Here is a 17,666-nt window from a genome sequence, read left to right as displayed (position 1 = left end):
GTGCCGGAGCGGGCAGGGTCTTCTCTCGCGTCGATCGGCGTGTCTTTGTTACGCGATAGGCGTGTCGGAATTGCCGCCGCTGGTATTTGATGATTCCTCGTTCCAGATCGACCACATCCTCCCAATCCAGTGTCATTGCTTCAGAGAGGCGAGGACCATCCACAGCATGAACTCAATCATGTTCAGTTCCTGCGTGCGCTTACATACTGCTACCTCGAACAGATTCGCGGCCGGCTGGGCAAGCTGCTCGACCTTCGACCGGCGCGGGCCAAGTACGTGCGGCGCGGTGCGGATCTTGATCGGTACTTTTGGGTGCCGAACTGGTCCGATCGCAGCGAGCTCCCGCGCAACCGGCTGATCCATTTACTGCAGCCTGATGTTGACCAGGAGATCTACGGGGTACCGGATTATCTCGGCGCGCTGCAGTCGGTATGGCTGAACGAATCCGCGACGTTGTTTCGTCGGCGCTATTACCTCAATGGCTCTCATGCCGGCTTCATCATGTACGTCAGCGATCCGGCCCAGAATCAGGAAGACATCGATGCGATGCGTGCGGCACTGAAGGAGTCGAAGGGCGTCGGCAACTTCAAGAACCTGTTCATGTACTCACCGAACGGTAGCAAGGATGGCATCCAGATCATTCCGATCAGCGAGGTCGCCGCGAAGGATGAGTTCATGAGCATTAAGAACGCGACACGTGACGATCAGCTCGCCGGTCACCGGATCCCGCCGCAGTTGATGGGCATCATTCCGCAGAATACCGGTGGGTTTGGTGATGTTGAGAAAGCGGCGCGCGTGTTCGTAATGAATGAGCTAGAGCCGTTGCAGGCCACTTTCCTTGAGATCAACGATATCGTTGGGGAGGAGGTGATTCGGTTTAGGCCGTATGAGTTGGGTGGGCAGGGTGCATCCCAATAAAAGACGCGTCCAACGCAGCCTAAGGTCCGGTTAGGACTACTTGATATTTTCTTAAGCAATAGAAAGAAATAATAGAGACGGTCGATATTGCACTCTCATTCCTATCAGCAAGGATTTCAGCAATGTTGTCCCGTTTCCGCATCGGCCTCAGGCTAGGTATTGCCTTCTCGATTATGTCTGTACTCCTCGCCGTTTGCGTCGGGGCGGGATTCTACGGACTGAACTCTGTTAAAAGAACAGCAGACCTAGCCCTGCAGCGTGACGCCGCCTTAGCGCAGAATGCTCTAAACATCAAACGGCTCGCTTTGGAAGAGCGGCGTTATGAGAAAGACACCTTCATCAATATTGAAAATTTGGATGAGGTGCATTCCTATCATGATAAATGGGAAAACACTAAACAGGGATTAGCTGATGCCTTTGCAAAAGGCATGCAACTCACCGACGCTGAAGAGTTACGGGGATATTATCGTGAAGCCACTGAGGCGCTGGAAGCCTATGCAGTGGGTTACCGAGCCATCTATCAGCGCATCATCAGCGGGGAGCTGACGAGTGCAGGCCAAGCTAATACGGCCTTCAGCCAATATAAGGACCAAGTCTATCAGCTTGAGTCACTGGCTGAAAAAATTAATGAAACCGCTGCAAGGCGCATGGAAGATGCCAGTCATGTGATTGCTAACCAGTACCATTTGGCAGCGTCAGTCCTATTAGGCGTGGCCATCATAGCGCTTATTTTAGCTATAGCGCTGGCTTATACCATCACGCGTAGTATTACCGTGCCCTTGCGCCATGCTCTGGATGTTACGCAGCGTGTTGCCGAAGGTGACCTTAGACAGAACATTACTGTGAAGAGCAAGGACGAAACGGGACAACTGCTCAAGGCAATGGCCGAGATGAGTCGCTCGTTGGCTACTCTGGTTGTCTCGTTAAGACACTCCAGTAATACCGTTCATAGCAGTGCTCATGAGGTTAAATCCGGAAGCCAGGAGCTTTCTACGCGTACGGAGCAGCAGGCAGCAGCGCTGCAGGAAACGGCTGCCAGTATGGAAGAGATGACAGCTACCGCCTCACAGAATACTGCAACCACGGTAAAGGCCAGTGAGTTGGCTGTTGCCGCCTCGCAGAGTGCTCAGAGTAGTGGCAAGGATGTTCAGCAGAACATCGCTCTGATGCACCAGATCGCAGCTAGCTCGAAAACAGTGAATGGAATCATCGAGGCAATCGATGCTATCGCCTTTCAGACCAATATCCTTGCGCTGAACGCATCGGTTGAGGCAGCGAGAGCCGGCGAAAAAGGTAAAGGATTCGCTGTCGTAGCGGGTGAGGTAAGAGCATTGGCGAGCCGTAGCGCTACCTCAGCAAGTGAGATCCGCTCATTGCTTGAAGATATGCGCGAAAAAATCGAGGCAGGCTCACGACAGGCTGAGCGAAGTGGCAAAACCATCGGTGAGACCGAGGCGGCGATCCATCAGTTGGCCGCCATGATGAAGGAAATATCTGCTGCGACTCGTGAACAGATTTCAGGTATCGAGCAGGTCAACTTGGCGGTATCTCAAATGGATTCAGTGACACAGCAGAACGCTGCAATGGTTGAAGAGTCAACGGCGGCAGCGGTATTGCTCGGTAATCAAGCGGACGAGATGAAATCTCTAATATCTGTTTTTCAGATAAACGAGGCCAGAGATGTTCACGACGTAGCGCAGGCAGACTTTGGCGATAAGGGCCACTTCGTGCTGAGTCAATCTAAGGCACTTATCGGAGCATAGACTAGGTGTAAGTTGGCACTGATGAGTATGAATGCTTTCAGAGTGCCTCCTAAGATCTGTTATGACTAAACGAAAAAGAAGAGCATTTGCTCTTCTTTTTTATGTACGTTTGTTGGCTCACTTCTTCTTAGATCCTCTCCAGCATTACTCATCATCGTCACCAAGATATGATCTGGAGTTAGAGTCTTCTCGCCATTTGGTAGGTTCTCGTGTTGTTTCACTACCGTGTTTATCGTTTACCATTTCGGATGGTGAATCAGGCTGTTCATCATTGCCGAGGCGTTGGTCCTGGTGCTGATTAATTGGATCGGGTGTCATGTCGATCGCCTCATCATCGAGAGCATTCGTTCCCATACCTTCCTGGCCTTTAGCGAGCAGATAGTGCCCTAGCTGTACTGGTTCAGTACTAAACCCCGCTTGGGCCAAGGCAGCGGTAGACATGACAGAGCCCACCATGCCCGCTAGTCCCAAAACGATGTATCGCAACATGTCTATAGCCTCTTCCATACGTTATTAGTGCCTCACTACTAATAACCATAGTCATAGCTGTTTCAAATGTCTTAGATGGAATTGGTGGTAATTACTCGGGCTGTGCTCTTCGATAGGATGAGTTTGGTGAAGCACGCTTCAGGCGAGCCTGTGCGGGAAGCAGCCTATTCTGAAGCGCTTGTCTTATTCTGTTCACCAACTGCTCTTGGAACACCACGCAAATAATGATGGTGGCGAACAGGTAAACAGGATAAAGCTCAAGCTCGCGTTGCTGTTGCATAGCGACTGTGATGAATGACGACAGTGATCCACCATTTTCGATAATCGAATAGAGGGCTAACACCACTTTTTCGGCTTTGGAAGCGATGATGTTTAAAGGGACATGAAGAGCAAAGACCGATAGAGAAGCGCACCCCAGACGAGATGCTAACAGTGCCGTTGATGTGTGCGCTGAGGGTTGGTAGCAGGCACAGAGCAGCACGAGCATCAACTGAGCGGGAAGTAGCAGTCCGTTATGGACCAGATAATACCACTGTTCACCTACTTCACTGTGCAAGTAAGCGGTAGCAGCGAAGGATGCCACGATAAACATCAGCATGGCGCCAATATGTGTGCTCGTCATTTTATGGCGTAGCCAATGGTTGTATTTGACATAGCTTACGTAAAGCATGATACCCGCCAGAAACTCTGGTAGGCGTAGTAGGGGATTGCGGTGCAGAAGGCCGTGGGCGACAACGCTTTGGATGTCCGCGATAAACATGATCCAGGCGGGGATCGAATAAATGATGCAGAGAACCGTTAGCAGAATGAGTGGGCGGCGTGTTTTAGATATACGTGGCGCAAAGAAAGGAAAGGTCAGATAAAAGAAAAACAGTGCTGACAATGACCATGTTGGTGAGTTGAACGTGGTGTAGATCGGGTTCCAGGCATGCAACATGGTGAAATGCAGGCTTAGGTTGGTAATGAAACCAGTCGGGCTTAAAGCACGTGCATCAATGTCAGGTCTATCTAATAACCAGCTATTGGTGTTGGGCGTGACATGTATCTCTCCCATGTTAGCTGACGTTGTCATCATCAATGGAATAGCGATTGCTAATGCCAGTAGGTGAAGGGGATACAGCGAAGCAAAACGTTTTATAAAGAAGGATTTAGTATCAAAGCGTGCCTTGGTGTTGCGACCGATATAAACGTGTGCCAGCAGAAAGCCCGAAAGAACAAAAAATGTACTCGTAGAAAAAAAGCCAAGGCTCAGTGCGCTATACAGAGCAGGAATATCGCTTATTTCAGAATATTCTCTAATGGTGTGAAACAGCACAAGGTAGATGGCAAGACCGAAGCGGAGCCAATCTAGTGCAACGAACTTTTCTCTGACCACGATGCTACCCTCTTGCTTTTCTCAGCCATTCGCTTTTTTAAGTCATCGTTTAGTTCGTTATTGTGGGTGACGAATGATGTATAGCTGTGCTGAGTAATTCAGATTTGTGAATGAAAGTATGTTAGTGTGTATTTTAAGTTATCTGAGAAAAATAATGTTTAATACTATCAATGAATATTGAGGCTAGTTTCTGTGCTGATCCGGTGTCGTTGTTGCTACAGCCAACGATCTTCAAGTTCATCACAGCAGCGACTGAGCTAAGGGCGGAAGCAGATATGAAAATGAGAAAAGAAATAAGAACAAACTAAAAGCGAAAGGCCATGCTCAACGTGAATGTTCCGCTCTGGCTATCTATCGCGCACAGCCACTAGATTTGATTGGCTCTAACAGGCGAGATGGGTGCTTCTTTGATAGACTTGTTGGAATAAGTGATTCTCATCCACAGCAAGGCTGCTGCCCTATCAACGTCAAGGAGTGCGCCAGTGAAACTTGGAATTATCGGTCTGGGCCGCATGGGCGGAAACATTGCTCGTCGCCTTATGGACGCCGGGCATGAATGTGTCGTATACGATGCCAACCCTGAAGCTATTGAAACCCTAAAGAAGGACGGCGCTGAAGCCAGTTCGTCCCTCGATGACCTTGTTGCTAAGTTACCTCGGCCTCGGGCCATCTGGTTGATGTTGCCTGCCGGCGACATTACCGAAAATACTATTGCTGAATTGCAAGGCATGCTCGCCGCCGATGACACGCTCATTGATGGGGGTAACGCCAATTTCAAAGACGATGTACGGCGTGCCGAGATGCTTGCCGAAAAATCGATCCATTATATTGATGTTGGCGTTTCCGGTGGAGTGTGGGGGCGTGAGCGCGGCTACTGCCTGATGATTGGCGGTGAAAAAGATGTGGCTGAGCGACTAGACCCAATTTTCGCTACGCTAGCACCTGGGGCGGGCGATATCTCTCGTACCCCATTGCGAGAAACGCGTGATCCTCGCGTTGAGCAGGGGTATCTCTACTGCGGTCCTAATGGCGCGGGCCACTTCGTCAAGATGGTCCACAATGGTATCGAATACGGCATGATGCAGGCATATGCCGAAGGCTTCGATATTCTGAAAAACCGCAACAAGCCTGAGCTTCCCGATAATCAGCGTTACGATTTAGAACTTGCTGATATTGCTGAGCTGTGGCGTCGTGGCAGTGTGATTTCCTCATGGTTGCTTGATCTGACGGCTATCGCCTTGGCTGAGGATGATTCGCTGGCCGAGTACTCAGGCAAGGTGAGTGATTCTGGAGAGGGCCGCTGGACTATTGAGGCGGCTATCGAAGAAGCTGTACCTGCTGATGTACTGGCGGCATCGTTGTTTGCACGTTTTCGCTCACGCTCTGACAACACCTATGGTGAAAAATTACTGTCTGCGATGCGTAAGCAATTTGGCGGCCACGTCGAGGCGCCGTTTGATAAGAAATAGTCAAACATATAAGCATTGAAAAAGGCCGCGCTTTTGATAGAGCGCGGTCTTTTTATGTTCGGTTACTAGTAAGGTTAATGGCTAACAGACTTATTGATCAGCCTGCTTCTTGAACTGAAGAATGTGTTGGAGTGCGTTTGTGATACCAGGTTCTTCGGAGTTAGCAACATGACAAGATATGATGCTGTCATCATCGGGGCAGGGGCGGCAGGAATGATGTGTGCGCTAACGGCGGGCTATCGCGGGAAGCGTGTGCTGGTGCTCGACCATGCCAATAAAGCGGGTAAAAAAATTCTGATGTCAGGCGGCGGGCGGTGCAATTTTACCAATCTAGATACGAAGCCTGGCAATTTCTTTTCAAATAATCCTCACTTTTGTATCTCGGCACTGAAGCGTTATAGCCCCCATGATTTCGTCGATATGGTTGAGCGCCATGGTATCGAACATGTAGAAAAAGCACCGGGGCAGCTGTTCTGTGCCGATTCCAGTAAATCTATTGTTCAAATGTTGCTCACTGAGTGCGAGTGGGCCGGGGTTGAGCTGCGTCTGGGCACGTCAATTAATGCCATTGAGGATGATTGCGACGGCATGATGCTTGATACCTCGATTGGACGAATCAGTGCCGTAAAGGTCGTCATTGCCACGGGTGGATTGTCAATTCCTACCTTGGGAGCCAGCGGTTTTGGCTATGATGTTGCGCGGCAGTTCGGGCTGGATATACTGCCGACGCGAGCGGCCTTGGTGCCCTTTACGCTTACATCGGAATGGAAAGAGCGTCTGTCTCCGTTAGCTGGAATCTCGGTGCCCGTAACGGTGGCGTGTCGTAATGGGTTCTATCGTGAGCCGCTATTGATCACCCATCGTGGCCTGTCAGGCCCTGCGATGCTGCAAATCTCAAGCTATTGGCTGCCCGGAGATAGTATTACGATCGATTGGTTGCCTGGGGTGCGCATTGCCGAGAGGCTGGCTTTTGAGCGCAATAATACCCCCAAGCGGCAGTTATCCTCCTGGTTGAATGACTATATTCCCAAACGGCTTACGCAGGCAGTTTGTCAATGGTTCGAAATTGAGGGCACGCTGGCACAATGTTCAAATAGTGCCTTGGAAGAGCTGGAAGAGAAATTAAACCGTTTTACAATCAAGCCTGCAGGGACTGAGGGGTGGCGCACGGCAGAGGTAACGATGGGTGGCGTAAATACCCAAGCGATTTCGTCAAAGACGTTTGCCGTGAATGAAAAGCCAGCGCTGCATTTCATTGGGGAGGTGCTGGATGTTACCGGTGAACTGGGAGGTTATAACTTTCAGTGGGCCTGGGCATCAGGTGTCGCGTGCGGACAAGCCTTGTGATGTACCCAGGCTACGTGGCAACAAGAGCGAGCGGTGTGATCTGCTTTTAAACCTTATGCAACAGTTTTCTGATTCTATTGCCTACCGTAAAGGCCAGCACACCGCGGCGCAGCAATTTAAATGAACGTTTAGGACGGCGGACCCCACCCACGAGTACCGTGCTGGCAACTAACATGATGGGTTTTTTATAGCGCATCAACACGGCCCAGCCGTTATCGATGGGAGCAGTGGCTTCGTGCCAATCACGTACTGCAACGGCCATATCGAGGCGTTGCTGAAATATCTTGTATTCTAGGCGCCTTCGATTTTCCTGAAGCTCACGAAGATTCATTATATCGCTCCACGTTATGCTCAACACTGTCACGGTCTTCTGCCAAACGGCTCAGTGTTGAGCGCAGCAGAGTAGGCTGACTGGCCAACGCGCGTACCCTCATCGCCATGATGATGCCTAGAAGCATCAGAACGAGTGCTGAAATGCCAATGGCGAGAAGGCGATGATCTTCCCAGAACGTGACGATGATCAGTAACATCAGCATGCCGATGCCAAAGGCAATCAAGAGCATCGCGATTCCCGCCATAAGCAGAAGTGCAAAGGCGCGGGCGCGTTCCTCTTCAAGCTCGATAACAGCGAGACGCAAGCGCGTCTCACCTGTGGCGAGCAGAGTGCCTAACAAGCGTCGGGCAGCGCTGAAGACATTCTCAGCGGGGCCGTTACGCTCGGTCATTAGCGACGTCCCAGCAACAACCCAACAAAGACGCCCACTGCCGTACCGATACCGACACTGCGCCACGGGTTCTCATGGACATAGTTGTCGCAGCAATCCGTGATATCACGGGTTTGCGAACGCAGATAATCGCTTTTTTCTGCCAAGCGGGCACGTGTTGCCTGAAGACGTACTTCCGCTTGCTTACGCAGCTTTGACATGCGTTCGCTATTATCTTCAGCGCTGGCATTCATCAATTCTTCAACGGTTTGAGAGAGCTGACGAAGATCTTCGCGCAACTGCTCCTTGCTTACGTCGCGATCATTTTTATCGGTAGGGTACATAGCCATGTAACAGTCCTCCATTGACATTTAAGAGCAATTTCATCATAAGCAGTCCCGCTTGTCGCTTCAACGGGCCTGAGGCAAGCCAGCTGAAAATGCATTCAAGCTAAACCCTAAACCGATGCGACGGTTATAGTGATCATAATCGATCAGGCTTTCGCCGTAGCCTTCGTAATATTGAACGAAGCCTCTTACCTTACCAAAGAGAGGGAAAGAATAATCGAGTTGATTACCGTAGTTGCCCTTGCCCGGGTTACCACGAGTCAATAACGTGACTTCCTGTTCATTTCTGGCAAAGCCAACCGTGATATCCCCGTAACCGACATAATTCTCGATGTCAGGATTGTCGTCGTTACTTTCTGATTCGGGAATTCGCCAAAACGGCGCGACGCTCACGCTCCAAGGGCCATTTTGAAATAGCGTGTCTAGATACACACGGTTCCAGCTACGGGACAAGGGATCAGAGCGACCGTTAGACTGATGAACGAAACCAACTCGATTGAGCGTGTTGGTCCAGCCAAAAAGCGTCATGTCATTATCGAAGCTCATGAACACTTCAGGTTCGTAATTGGTTTCACGAAACGGTGAGGATGAGTCCGAATTGTAAGCTTGCCACCATGAACGCTGGGTATAGGCGAAGAACAGATCGCCATTGCTGCTGAAGACGTCATTGAGAAGACCGACTTTCAGGCTGAGCTGGAATTTGATTTCCATTTTATCGACCTCACCATCGTCGTCGATATCACGAAAAGTTTCCTGATCAGGCCGCGCGTTATATGTCCAGGGCATGATGTAGTTGCGTCTATAAACCGAGATGGCCATGGGGTTTTCTTCAGCCATCTGTTCATAATACCTGCGTGTCGACTGCTCTTGCTCAGCTTGGCGGGCAGCCGCCGTTTCGGGTGAGGCGTCTACTTCTTCCGTGCTTGCTATTTGCTGCTGTGCTGCGTGCTCATCCGTTCCTTCAAGCTGAAGGGTGGCGTGTGCTACGCCAAAACGTTCCTGGAGCATACGGTGGGCACGTACGAGTAATGCATCACGATCAACTGTGGGGTCTACAACGAGATGGGCGCTAACTAGCTTTTGCTGCGGCGAAAGCTCCCAGACATGAACGTCATGGACATCGTTAATGCCCATCAGCGATTCAAAGGCGGGCTGTAACTTACTGATCTGGATCTCTTCTGCGCCCTGTGCAGCGAAAGGTAGCCATGAAGCAGTAATAAGCAGGGGGAGTGCAGCACGAGGCGGCATAGTGAAAGCCATAATAAGTGTCCTGACAGAGCAGCATATTGCGATGACTTATAATGGCGATTTGTACTGATAATGTCGATTAAGGCAACACAAAAAGCTGCAGTCTTAAGCTGAAATGCAATTAAGAGATGAGGGTACCTATCATGACGAAACAGGGATCGGCACCTAATACTCATGACCATGACCATGACCATGACCATGACCATGACCATGACCATGACCATGACCATAGTCACATCCCCAGCGGAGCAGACAGTGAACGGCGTGTGCGCTGGGTCATGATGCTGACTGGCGGATTTATGCTGGCAGAGATAGTCGGAGGAGTGATATCAGGTTCGTTGGCATTATTGGCCGATGCGGGGCATATGTTCAGCGATACGGCGGCGTTGGCCTTGGCGTTGGCGGCATTTCGCGTGGGACGGCGCACTCCGGACAGGCGACGTACCTATGGCTATCAACGCTTTCAGGTGCTGGCGGCTTTCGTCAATGGTTTGGCACTGTTCTGTATTGCTTTATGGATAGTAGGCTCAGCAATCAAGCGTTTTTTCATGCCTGTCGATGTGCTGGCCGGGCCCATGTTATGGATCGCTGTGCTGGGGCTGCTGGTGAATATCGCGGCCTTCTGGATTCTGCATCACGGCGACCGGGGCAATATCAACATGCGTGGTGCCGCGCTTCATGTCATGGGTGACTTGCTAGGCTCGATTGCCGCGATTACCGCATCACTGATTATCATGGTGACGGGCTGGAACATAGCCGATCCAATCCTGTCGATGCTGGCGGCAGTGCTGATTCTGCGTGCGGCCTGGAAAATTCTGCGGCGTTCAACACACCTGTTGCTTGAAGGTACGCCAGAGGGCATCGGCATCAATGATATTCGTGCGGCGCTTGAGCCCCTTGAAGGCGTAGACAGCCTGCATGACATTCATGTCTGGGGGCTCACTGCACAAGAGCCGCTGGTCAGCATGCATCTGGTCGTGCGCAGAGGTACCGATCGTGACGCGCTGATGGGACGTGTTTACAACGTGCTTAAGGAGCGTTTCGGCATCGAACATGCCACGTTGCAGCTCGAAGGTGATAATTGTCTTACCGGGGGGGATTGTCAGAAGCCCCTCCACTCATGACAATGCGCGCCAGTGAACGTCCCGATGCACAATGTCGTGATGAGGTTGATGGGTGGCCGATGCCCAGGCAGTCGTGTGCTGGCATCTAACGAATGGCGGTAGTGATGCGTAAAAGCTGGTTGAAGGCACTCGCAGGCGATCAATCTCCCGGGTTGAATCGAGTATACGAAGACAATGTTCCGATAATGCATAACGGTAGGGGGAGGGAACGCACTGCTGCCTATCCAGACGTAGCAGGCTCCGCGTGCGCTGTTGCAATGTGGCAATGGGTCCGGCCTCTTTGGTGGGTGCTGGTACTGCTTGTATGTATGAGTGGCGTATTTGGCAGTAGCCAAGTGTGGGCGGCTGATGATCTCCCCAGCGCGGCTGATGTCAAGCAGCGTCTCGATCAGCTGCAATCGATTCAATCTCCCGATGCAGATACTCGCTCAACCATTGAAACGCTGAACGCTACACTTGAGCTGCTTCAGCAATACAATGAAGCGCAGGCTGATCTGCAGGCCTTTGAGCGCCAGGCCCAGGAAGCGCCCAATTTACGTCAACGCTATGAGCGTGAGCTAAGGCAGCTCGATGAACACGATACGTTGTCCACCGATGCCTTGGATCAGATGTCGCTTGATACGCTTGAGGAGCGGATGGCGGCTACGCTTGACCTGCTCAAAAAGCAGCAGGATGCACTGGCCGAGACCAACCGGCAGTTGATCAATGCGCAGACGTTACCTGAGCGGGCTCAGGCTTCTATTCAGGACGCGCTTACACAGATTCTGCAGATTCAGAGTCGGCTTAATGGTGCGACCAACGATGATACGGGTGCCCTTAGCGATGCTGAGCGTGATCGCTTACGTGCTCAGCAGGCACTGCTTGAAACCAGAATCGAGCAGAATCGTCGTGAGTTGGCCAATAATACCGAGCTGCGTGATCTTGCTCAGACGCGCCGTGAGCTTCTGACCCGCCAGGTTGAAGAAAACGAGAGTGTGCTGCTTGTCTTGCAGACGGTCATCAATCAGAGGCGGCGCGATAAGTCTGAACAGGCTATTGCCGATGCGATCAAAAATGATAGCAACGCCCAGCAAAATAGCCCCCTAATCGAGCAGGCGCGGGCACACAACCGGGCGTTGAGCCAGGACCTGCTCACGACTACTGATCGTGTGAACACGCTAATCCGTAAAGGTATTGAAGTTCGCACACAACTCGATCGCGTACGGCAGGTTGAACGCACGCTCAACGAGCAGATCGAGGCACTGCAGGGGAGCCTGCTGCTCGCTAAGATCCTGCGTCAACAGCGTCAGTCACTGCCTGATGTGGATATGCAGCAGGGGCTAAAGGAAGAGATAGGCGACCTGCGCCTTAAGCAATTCGATCTTGCCCAGGCACGTGAAGCGCTGACGAACGTTGAGCGCTATGTTAATGAGCAAATAGCCAAAGCCAACATTGAAATTACGCCTGAACTCAAGACAACGCTTACGCAGCTGTATCAGTCGCGGCGTGATCTGATTGATCAGCTAGATCGTGAATATGGCAATTTACTCGGGCGTGCCATTGATCTCCAGCTAAACCAGCAGCAGCTTTATAGTATCAGCGATACGGTACGTTCAACGATTGAAGAGCAACTGTTCTGGATTGCCAATGGTCAGCCACTGGGCTGGTCATGGCTCAAGAACCTGCCGCAGGCGCTAGCGGCTGAAGTGGCCGATGAGGAGTGGCGCGATGCGTTAACATCATTGGTCCAGCGGCCCTCCGTACAGGCATTATGGATGTTGCCGATCCTGTTTATGGCGTTGGGGATTGCCTATTATCGCCGCCGTATCAAAGCGCATTTGCTCAAGTTACATAATGAAATTGGCCGATTGAAGCGTGATACCCAGTTGCACACGCCACGCGCCATTTTGCTCAACCTGGTATTGGCATCTACCGGCCCGCTGTTGTTACTAGGCGTTGGTGGCGTGCTGAGGCTGGGTGGGGAAAACTTTGCCGTATCGTTAGGTGAGGTGGTGCTGCGCCTGGCGCTTGTCTGGGGCATATTCGCGTTAATGAGAAGATTGCTGGTACCTGACGGTGTCGCCGCCCGCCATTTTCATTGGCCCACAGCCTACGTTGCTCGCCTGCGCCGGCTGCTGTTCTGGCTGGGCATCTCGCTGATTCCGATCATTACCATATCCACGCTCGCTGATCAGTCGCAGAATCGGCTAGCCGATCAGCCGATCGGGTTGTTGATCCTGCTGGCCGGACTCATTTCGATGAGTGTGGTGATGGCGCGTTTGATCTTTGCGCATGTGCCTTATTTTGGCGTCAAGATGTTTCGCATGGTGCTGGGCGCTTTGCTCTCCGGCGTACCTCTGGTTTTGGCCGGGCTGGTGGTTTTTGGCTATGAATATACGGCGTTGAAGTTGTGTGGCCGCTTCATCACTACGCTTTACATTCTCGCCCTGTGGCTGTTGGTTGAGGCCAGTGTGGTACGCGGGTTGGCCGTAGCCGCGCGGCGTCTGGCCTACCGCCGTGCCGTCGCGCGCCGCCGTGCCCAGGTACAGGAGGGAGCCGAGGGCGGTCTTGAAGTGGTCGAGGAGCCCCCGCTTGATATGGAGCAAGTCAATCAGCAGTCCTTGCGCCTGTCCAAGTTGATCCTGTTTCTAATTTTTACGCTGGTCCTGTATCTGGTGTGGGCTGATTTGCTCACCGTGCTCTCTTATCTCGACACCATTAATGTCTGGGAAGTGAGACGCGGCGAGGGCGAAAACGCCACCATGACGAATATCTCCCTGGCCAATGTATTGACCGCGCTCATCTCGGTGGGCTTGATGACCGTCATGGCGCGCAACCTGCCGGGACTCCTTGAGGTCATGGTGCTCTCTCGAATGAACCTCAAGCAGGGTAGCGCCTACGCGATATCCTCCCTGCTTTCCTATGTCATTGTAGGCAGTGGTGTTGTGGTGGCCCTGGGTACGCTCGGCGTTTCCTGGGACAGGTTGCAGTGGCTGGTGGCCGCACTGTCGGTAGGGCTTGGTTTTGGCCTGCAAGAGATATTCGCCAACTTCATTTCTGGTTTGATCATCCTGTTTGAACGACCAATCCGTATTGGCGATACCATCACGTTGAATGATCTGCATGGCACGGTGAGTCGTATCCGCATTCGTGCAACGACGGTGACCGATTTCGACCGCAAGGAGATCATTATTCCTAACAAGACGTTCGTGACGGACCGGCTGATCAACTGGTCATTGAGCGATAACATCACGCGCGTGGTACTCAAGTTCGGCGTTGCTCATGGAACTGATCTTGATGTCGCACATCGGCTACTGCATCAGATTGCCGATGAACATGGCCGCGTGCTCAAGGATCCGGAGCCGCAGGTGTTTTGCATGAGTTATGGCATCAATGCATTCGATTTTGAATTGCGCGTTTACGTCAACGATCTGGGCGATCGCTTGCCGGTGACCGATGAGATCAATCGTCGTGTTGATACGCTGTTCCGTGAGCAGGGCATACGTGTCGCCTTCCAGCAGATGGATGTATGGCTACACAACAGCAATGGCGATGCTCGTAAGATCGATACCAAGGCTGCCGATCAACTGGGCATGAACGGAGCGTGATGTGCCGGCGCATTGAGCGCCGGTTGTTCCAGGCTAGCTACGCATGGCGTGCAGCAGGAATTCACGGTTGCCATCTGTGCCGGTGATGGGGCTATCGCGCCAGAGACGAATGTCAAAGCCGACCGCAGCGCAGCATTCATGCAGCCGTTTTTCCACATCAGCATAGGCGCTGGGATGGCGCACCAGGCCGCCCGCGCCGATAAGTTCAGGCGAGAGTTCAAACTGGGGTTTGACCAGCGAGAGCATATGCGCACCTTGAGGCAGCAGGGCAGCCAGTTCAGGCAAAATCAGGGTTTGGGAAATAAATGACACATCGATCACTGCTGCATCGAAACCCTGCGGTGCAAGCTCGGCTAGCGCTTCGTGGGGTAATGAGCGCGCATTAATTCCCTCAAGGCAGACCACACGGTCATCTTGTCGCAATTCTGAGTCGAGTTGTCCGCGGCCCACCTCAATGCCTATCACCTTAGCTGCTCCAAAGCGCAGGGCGCAGTCAGTAAAGCCGCCCGTCGACTGGCCAATATCGATCACGGTCATGCCACTCAGGGTAATACCGCCCGATTCAAGTAGCGCTTCAAGTTTGAGCCCAGCGCGCGAGACGTAGCGTTCCTCAGCATCTTCTTCGATCGTGAAGTGACTGTCATCCGGCAGCTTTTCACTGGGCTTGTCGAGGCGCCGGGCCCCCTGGGCACCGAGCAGCATCACCCGGCCATGCTTGATCAGGCGCTGGGCACGTGTACGTGAGCGGACGAGGCCTAGCACGACGAGAAGCTGATCAGCGCGTGTCATGGTGTTCTCCGGTTGAGTGGGCAGGAAGGTTAAGTGGCTCCGGTGCGGTGCCTGGCGGTGATTTTACTGGTTGAGCGCGTTCGAATTCACGTTGCCAGCGGGTCATGACGCTTTCTCTCTTTAGCGGGTCGACTAATGCCAGCAGGCCTGGGCCGAGCTGAATAGGGCGTAATGCATCACCGTGTTGCGCACGTAACGATGCGGCTGTGCCTTTGCCGGAAAGGGCCGGTGAGAGCGCACCGAGCGATGTGCGTTCAGCGACGACGCGTTGTCCGGCAGGGTGGGTGTAGAAATCAAGAAACAGTCGTGCGGTGTCCGGATGGGTGGCATTGTGCGGGATCAGGGCCAGACGCTGATTAACCAGCGCATAATCGCTGGGTATCCGAACGATAAGTTCGGGGTTTCTGGCCGCAGCGGCGTAGGCGTACGAGCCGATAAGGTTATACCCAATGAGGTAGCGGCCGCTTTCGAGCCCCTCAAGCATTGCCGCTGTACTATCAGTCAGGCTGGCCTGCACCTCGCCAAGGGCGCTGACGAGTGTCCAATATTGCGGTGAAAGCCGGGCATCCTCAACGGCATACGTAAATCCCGTGTCGCTACGCCTAGGATCGTAGGTCACCACGCGGTGCTTCAGCACATCACGTTGCGTCATGAGTACGTCCACCAGTTCGGCATGACTGCGCGGTGCTCCGATCTGCTCGATAAGTTCACGGCGATAGACAATGACCACCGGCTCAAAGCTTAAACCCACCAGTTCGTTGCGCCAGCGTGCCCAGGTTGGCCATTGTGGGTCGATAGCGTTACCCAAGGTGTCCCCATTAGCGTTATTGGCAAGACGATATTGCCATGGCATGGCCGATGACATGACTAAATCTGCTGTGGGCCGCTGAGGTTGATCACGATATTGGGCAAAGAGTGTGCGCGTATCCAGATTGCGATAGGTCAGCTCGATATCTGGATGAGTCGCATGAAAGGCCGCAAGTACGGGAGTAAAGACTTCAGATTCAAGCGCACCTTCGATGATCAGATGTCTTGCCGGCTCAACTGAGGCGGGAAAATGCACGTCTTCAGCCTGGGCGTTAAAAGAGAGCGTCAGGCCAATCCATAGCGCCACGCCGCAAATAGTATTCATAAGATATGCTCGGCGTCAGTAGATGAGAATTCAATAATGGCGCGTAATCCTTTTCCATCAGCGCCAGATAGTAGGTGAAGTGTTGCGCCATGTGCTTCGACGATGCTGGCAACAATGGACAATCCCAGGCCTGAGCCTTGGCCATCCTCCTGTCCGCGGTAGAAAGGGCGCAACACTTCGCGGCGCTTGTCTAAAGCGATCCCCAGGCCATCATCTTCTACCCATAGGGCCGGCGGCATGGCGGTGACACCCAGCGTGATACGTTGCGCACCGTAGCGTGTGGCGTTGTCGATCAGATTGGCCAGTGCTTCTTCAAGCTGCCAGTCCATTGCCATGACGATTACCGGTGACTCGGGCAATTCAAGCCCGAAATCCATGGTGCGATGGCGTTGGTGAGCCAACGTAGTGTTTAGGGCATTACGCGCCAATAGATCGATCCTGACGGGGCGCTTTTCCGCTGGTGTTTCATTGGCTTGCAGGCGCGTCAGAGAAAGGAGCTGACTCGCCAGACGTGCGGCACGGTTTGAAGTGGCCAGCATGGCTGTTAATGCCTCGCGCCAATGTGTGGGGTCCTGGCTGCGCAAGGCCAACTCGGCACGCGCTGAAAGACCGGCTAGCGGCGTTCTGAGCTGATGTGATGCATCACCGATAAAGCGCTGCTGATGGGCCCGCGCCTGACGCTGGCGGGCAAGTAGCTCATTTAAGGCGTTAACCAGTTCACGCACTTCATGAGGCACAGGCAACGCTAGGGGAGAAAGATCATGCGCTGAGCGTGCCTTGATCGCGTGACGCAGTCGCCTGAGGGGAAGTAGTGCAGCGCGAATAGCAGCGAAGGCGGCTGCGATGGCAATCAAAGAAATACCTGCAAAACGTAGCATGCTGCCTTCAATCAGGGCGCGTGTGAGTTGCTGACGCGACTCCATGGTATGGGCGACACGGATCTCGAAATGATCGTTGCGATCCCAGTCGGAAAGACGGGCACGTCTTACCCCCAGACGCAGCGGCATCCCTTCAAATTCAATGGTCGCGGCAGCGAATTCGTAGGAATGCGTGTCAGGTAGAGAACGACGAGGAAGGGCTGGCAGTTCGACATTGCCGCTGACGAAGCGTCCCTGATTATCCACCAGCGTGTAAAACACGCGCTCCTCGTTGGGCGCGAGCATGTCGAGCGCTGAGGCAGGTACATCGAACCACAGGTGGCCTTGCTGCCATTTGACCTGTTCGGCAAGCACGCGTGAGGAGGCGTCGAGCAACCTGTCATAGGCGCGATTGGCACCATCGCGAGCGCTGGCATAGGCTTGGAAAAGCAACACGGTGCCAAGGATGATGGAGGGTATCAACAACCACACAAGTAGGCGTCGATGGAGGCTTGTC

15 protein-coding genes are annotated in these 17,666 nt (G+C 52.9%); 6 read left to right on the top strand and 9 right to left on the bottom strand.

The window, feature by feature from the left end:
• The first annotated feature begins 135 nt into the window (after positions 1–135).
• Both C3Z11_RS14055 and C3Z11_RS14050 read left to right on the top strand, forming a co-directional pair.
• Complete coding sequence (locus C3Z11_RS14055; protein ID WP_262927419.1) at positions 136–918, top strand: phage portal protein; 783 nt, start codon at positions 136–138, stop codon at positions 916–918.
• A gap of 122 nt (positions 919–1,040) precedes the next feature.
• On the top strand, positions 1,041–2,681 hold the full coding sequence (locus C3Z11_RS14050) for a methyl-accepting chemotaxis protein (protein WP_106478594.1): 1,641 nt from the start codon (positions 1,041–1,043) through the stop codon (positions 2,679–2,681).
• Positions 2,682–2,825: 144 nt separating this feature from the next.
• Here the strand turns inward: C3Z11_RS14050 and C3Z11_RS14045 are convergent, their stop codons facing one another.
• Together C3Z11_RS14045 and C3Z11_RS14040 are read right to left on the bottom strand one after the other, a co-directional pair.
• Positions 2,826–3,170: a hypothetical protein gene (locus C3Z11_RS14045; RefSeq protein WP_158701051.1), complete on the bottom strand. Its 345-nt coding sequence runs from the start codon at positions 3,168–3,170 to the stop codon at positions 2,826–2,828.
• A 91-nt stretch (positions 3,171–3,261) separates the two neighbouring features.
• A complete protein-coding gene (locus C3Z11_RS14040) occupies positions 3,262–4,545 on the bottom strand; it encodes an acyltransferase family protein (protein ID WP_158701050.1) in 1,284 nt (427 codons plus the stop codon).
• Positions 4,546–5,027: 482 nt separating this feature from the next.
• Between C3Z11_RS14040 and gnd the strand changes: the two genes are divergently transcribed.
• Positions 5,028–6,014 (top strand): phosphogluconate dehydrogenase (NAD(+)-dependent, decarboxylating), encoded by a 987-nt coding sequence (gene gnd / locus C3Z11_RS14035; protein WP_106478591.1) that lies wholly within the window; start codon positions 5,028–5,030, stop codon positions 6,012–6,014.
• Positions 6,015–6,182: 168 nt separating this feature from the next.
• On the top strand, positions 6,183–7,361 hold the full coding sequence (locus tag C3Z11_RS14030; protein WP_106478590.1) for a BaiN/RdsA family NAD(P)/FAD-dependent oxidoreductase: 1,179 nt from the start codon (positions 6,183–6,185) through the stop codon (positions 7,359–7,361).
• Between the two features lie 46 nt (positions 7,362–7,407).
• On the opposite strand, the gene C3Z11_RS14025 is transcribed toward C3Z11_RS14030, so the two are convergent.
• Genes C3Z11_RS14025 through C3Z11_RS14010 form a run of 4 tightly spaced genes read right to left on the bottom strand, consistent with a single transcriptional unit; the run spans position 7,408 to position 9,672 of the window.
• Positions 7,408–7,692: a YqjK-like family protein gene (locus C3Z11_RS14025; RefSeq protein WP_106478589.1), complete on the bottom strand. Its 285-nt coding sequence runs from the start codon at positions 7,690–7,692 to the stop codon at positions 7,408–7,410.
• Entirely contained in the window at positions 7,679–8,086 is a 408-nt protein-coding gene (locus C3Z11_RS14020) for a phage holin family protein (protein WP_106478588.1), read from the bottom strand. Before C3Z11_RS14020 ends, C3Z11_RS14025 begins: the two co-directional genes overlap by 14 nt.
• Positions 8,086–8,415: a DUF883 family protein gene (locus C3Z11_RS14015; protein WP_106478587.1), complete on the bottom strand. Its 330-nt coding sequence runs from the start codon at positions 8,413–8,415 to the stop codon at positions 8,086–8,088. The genes C3Z11_RS14020 and C3Z11_RS14015 overlap by 1 nt, the downstream gene beginning before the upstream one ends.
• A gap of 60 nt (positions 8,416–8,475) precedes the next feature.
• Positions 8,476–9,672: a phospholipase A gene (locus C3Z11_RS14010; protein ID WP_262927418.1), complete on the bottom strand. Its 1,197-nt coding sequence runs from the start codon at positions 9,670–9,672 to the stop codon at positions 8,476–8,478.
• A 131-nt stretch (positions 9,673–9,803) separates the two neighbouring features.
• Between C3Z11_RS14010 and C3Z11_RS14005 the strand changes: the two genes are divergently transcribed.
• Both C3Z11_RS14005 and mscK read left to right on the top strand, forming a co-directional pair.
• Positions 9,804–10,784, top strand: a complete 981-nt coding sequence (locus tag C3Z11_RS14005) for a cation diffusion facilitator family transporter (protein ID WP_106478586.1) — start codon at positions 9,804–9,806, stop codon at positions 10,782–10,784.
• A gap of 257 nt (positions 10,785–11,041) precedes the next feature.
• The gene (gene mscK, locus C3Z11_RS14000) at positions 11,042–14,371 is read left to right on the top strand and encodes a mechanosensitive channel MscK (RefSeq protein ID WP_106478585.1); all 3,330 of its coding nucleotides are present in this window, start codon (positions 11,042–11,044) and stop codon (positions 14,369–14,371) included.
• A gap of 33 nt (positions 14,372–14,404) precedes the next feature.
• Here the strand turns inward: mscK and C3Z11_RS13995 are convergent, their stop codons facing one another.
• From C3Z11_RS13995 to C3Z11_RS13985, 3 genes are read right to left on the bottom strand one after another with little or no spacing between them, the layout of a single operon-like run.
• Positions 14,405–15,160: a TlyA family RNA methyltransferase gene (locus C3Z11_RS13995; RefSeq protein WP_106478584.1), complete on the bottom strand. Its 756-nt coding sequence runs from the start codon at positions 15,158–15,160 to the stop codon at positions 14,405–14,407.
• The gene (locus C3Z11_RS13990) at positions 15,147–16,292 is read right to left on the bottom strand and encodes an ABC transporter substrate-binding protein (protein WP_106478583.1); all 1,146 of its coding nucleotides are present in this window, start codon (positions 16,290–16,292) and stop codon (positions 15,147–15,149) included. Before C3Z11_RS13990 ends, C3Z11_RS13995 begins: the two co-directional genes overlap by 14 nt.
• Positions 16,289–17,641: a sensor histidine kinase gene (locus C3Z11_RS13985; protein ID WP_262927417.1), complete on the bottom strand. Its 1,353-nt coding sequence runs from the start codon at positions 17,639–17,641 to the stop codon at positions 16,289–16,291. The genes C3Z11_RS13990 and C3Z11_RS13985 overlap by 4 nt, the downstream gene beginning before the upstream one ends.
• Between the last annotated feature and the right edge of the window lie 25 nt (positions 17,642–17,666).

It is taken from the genome of Phytohalomonas tamaricis (assembly GCF_003012345.1).
Classification (GTDB): domain Bacteria; phylum Pseudomonadota; class Gammaproteobacteria; order Pseudomonadales; family Halomonadaceae; genus Phytohalomonas; species Phytohalomonas tamaricis.
This window is presented reverse-complemented; position numbering and strand designations above follow the sequence as displayed.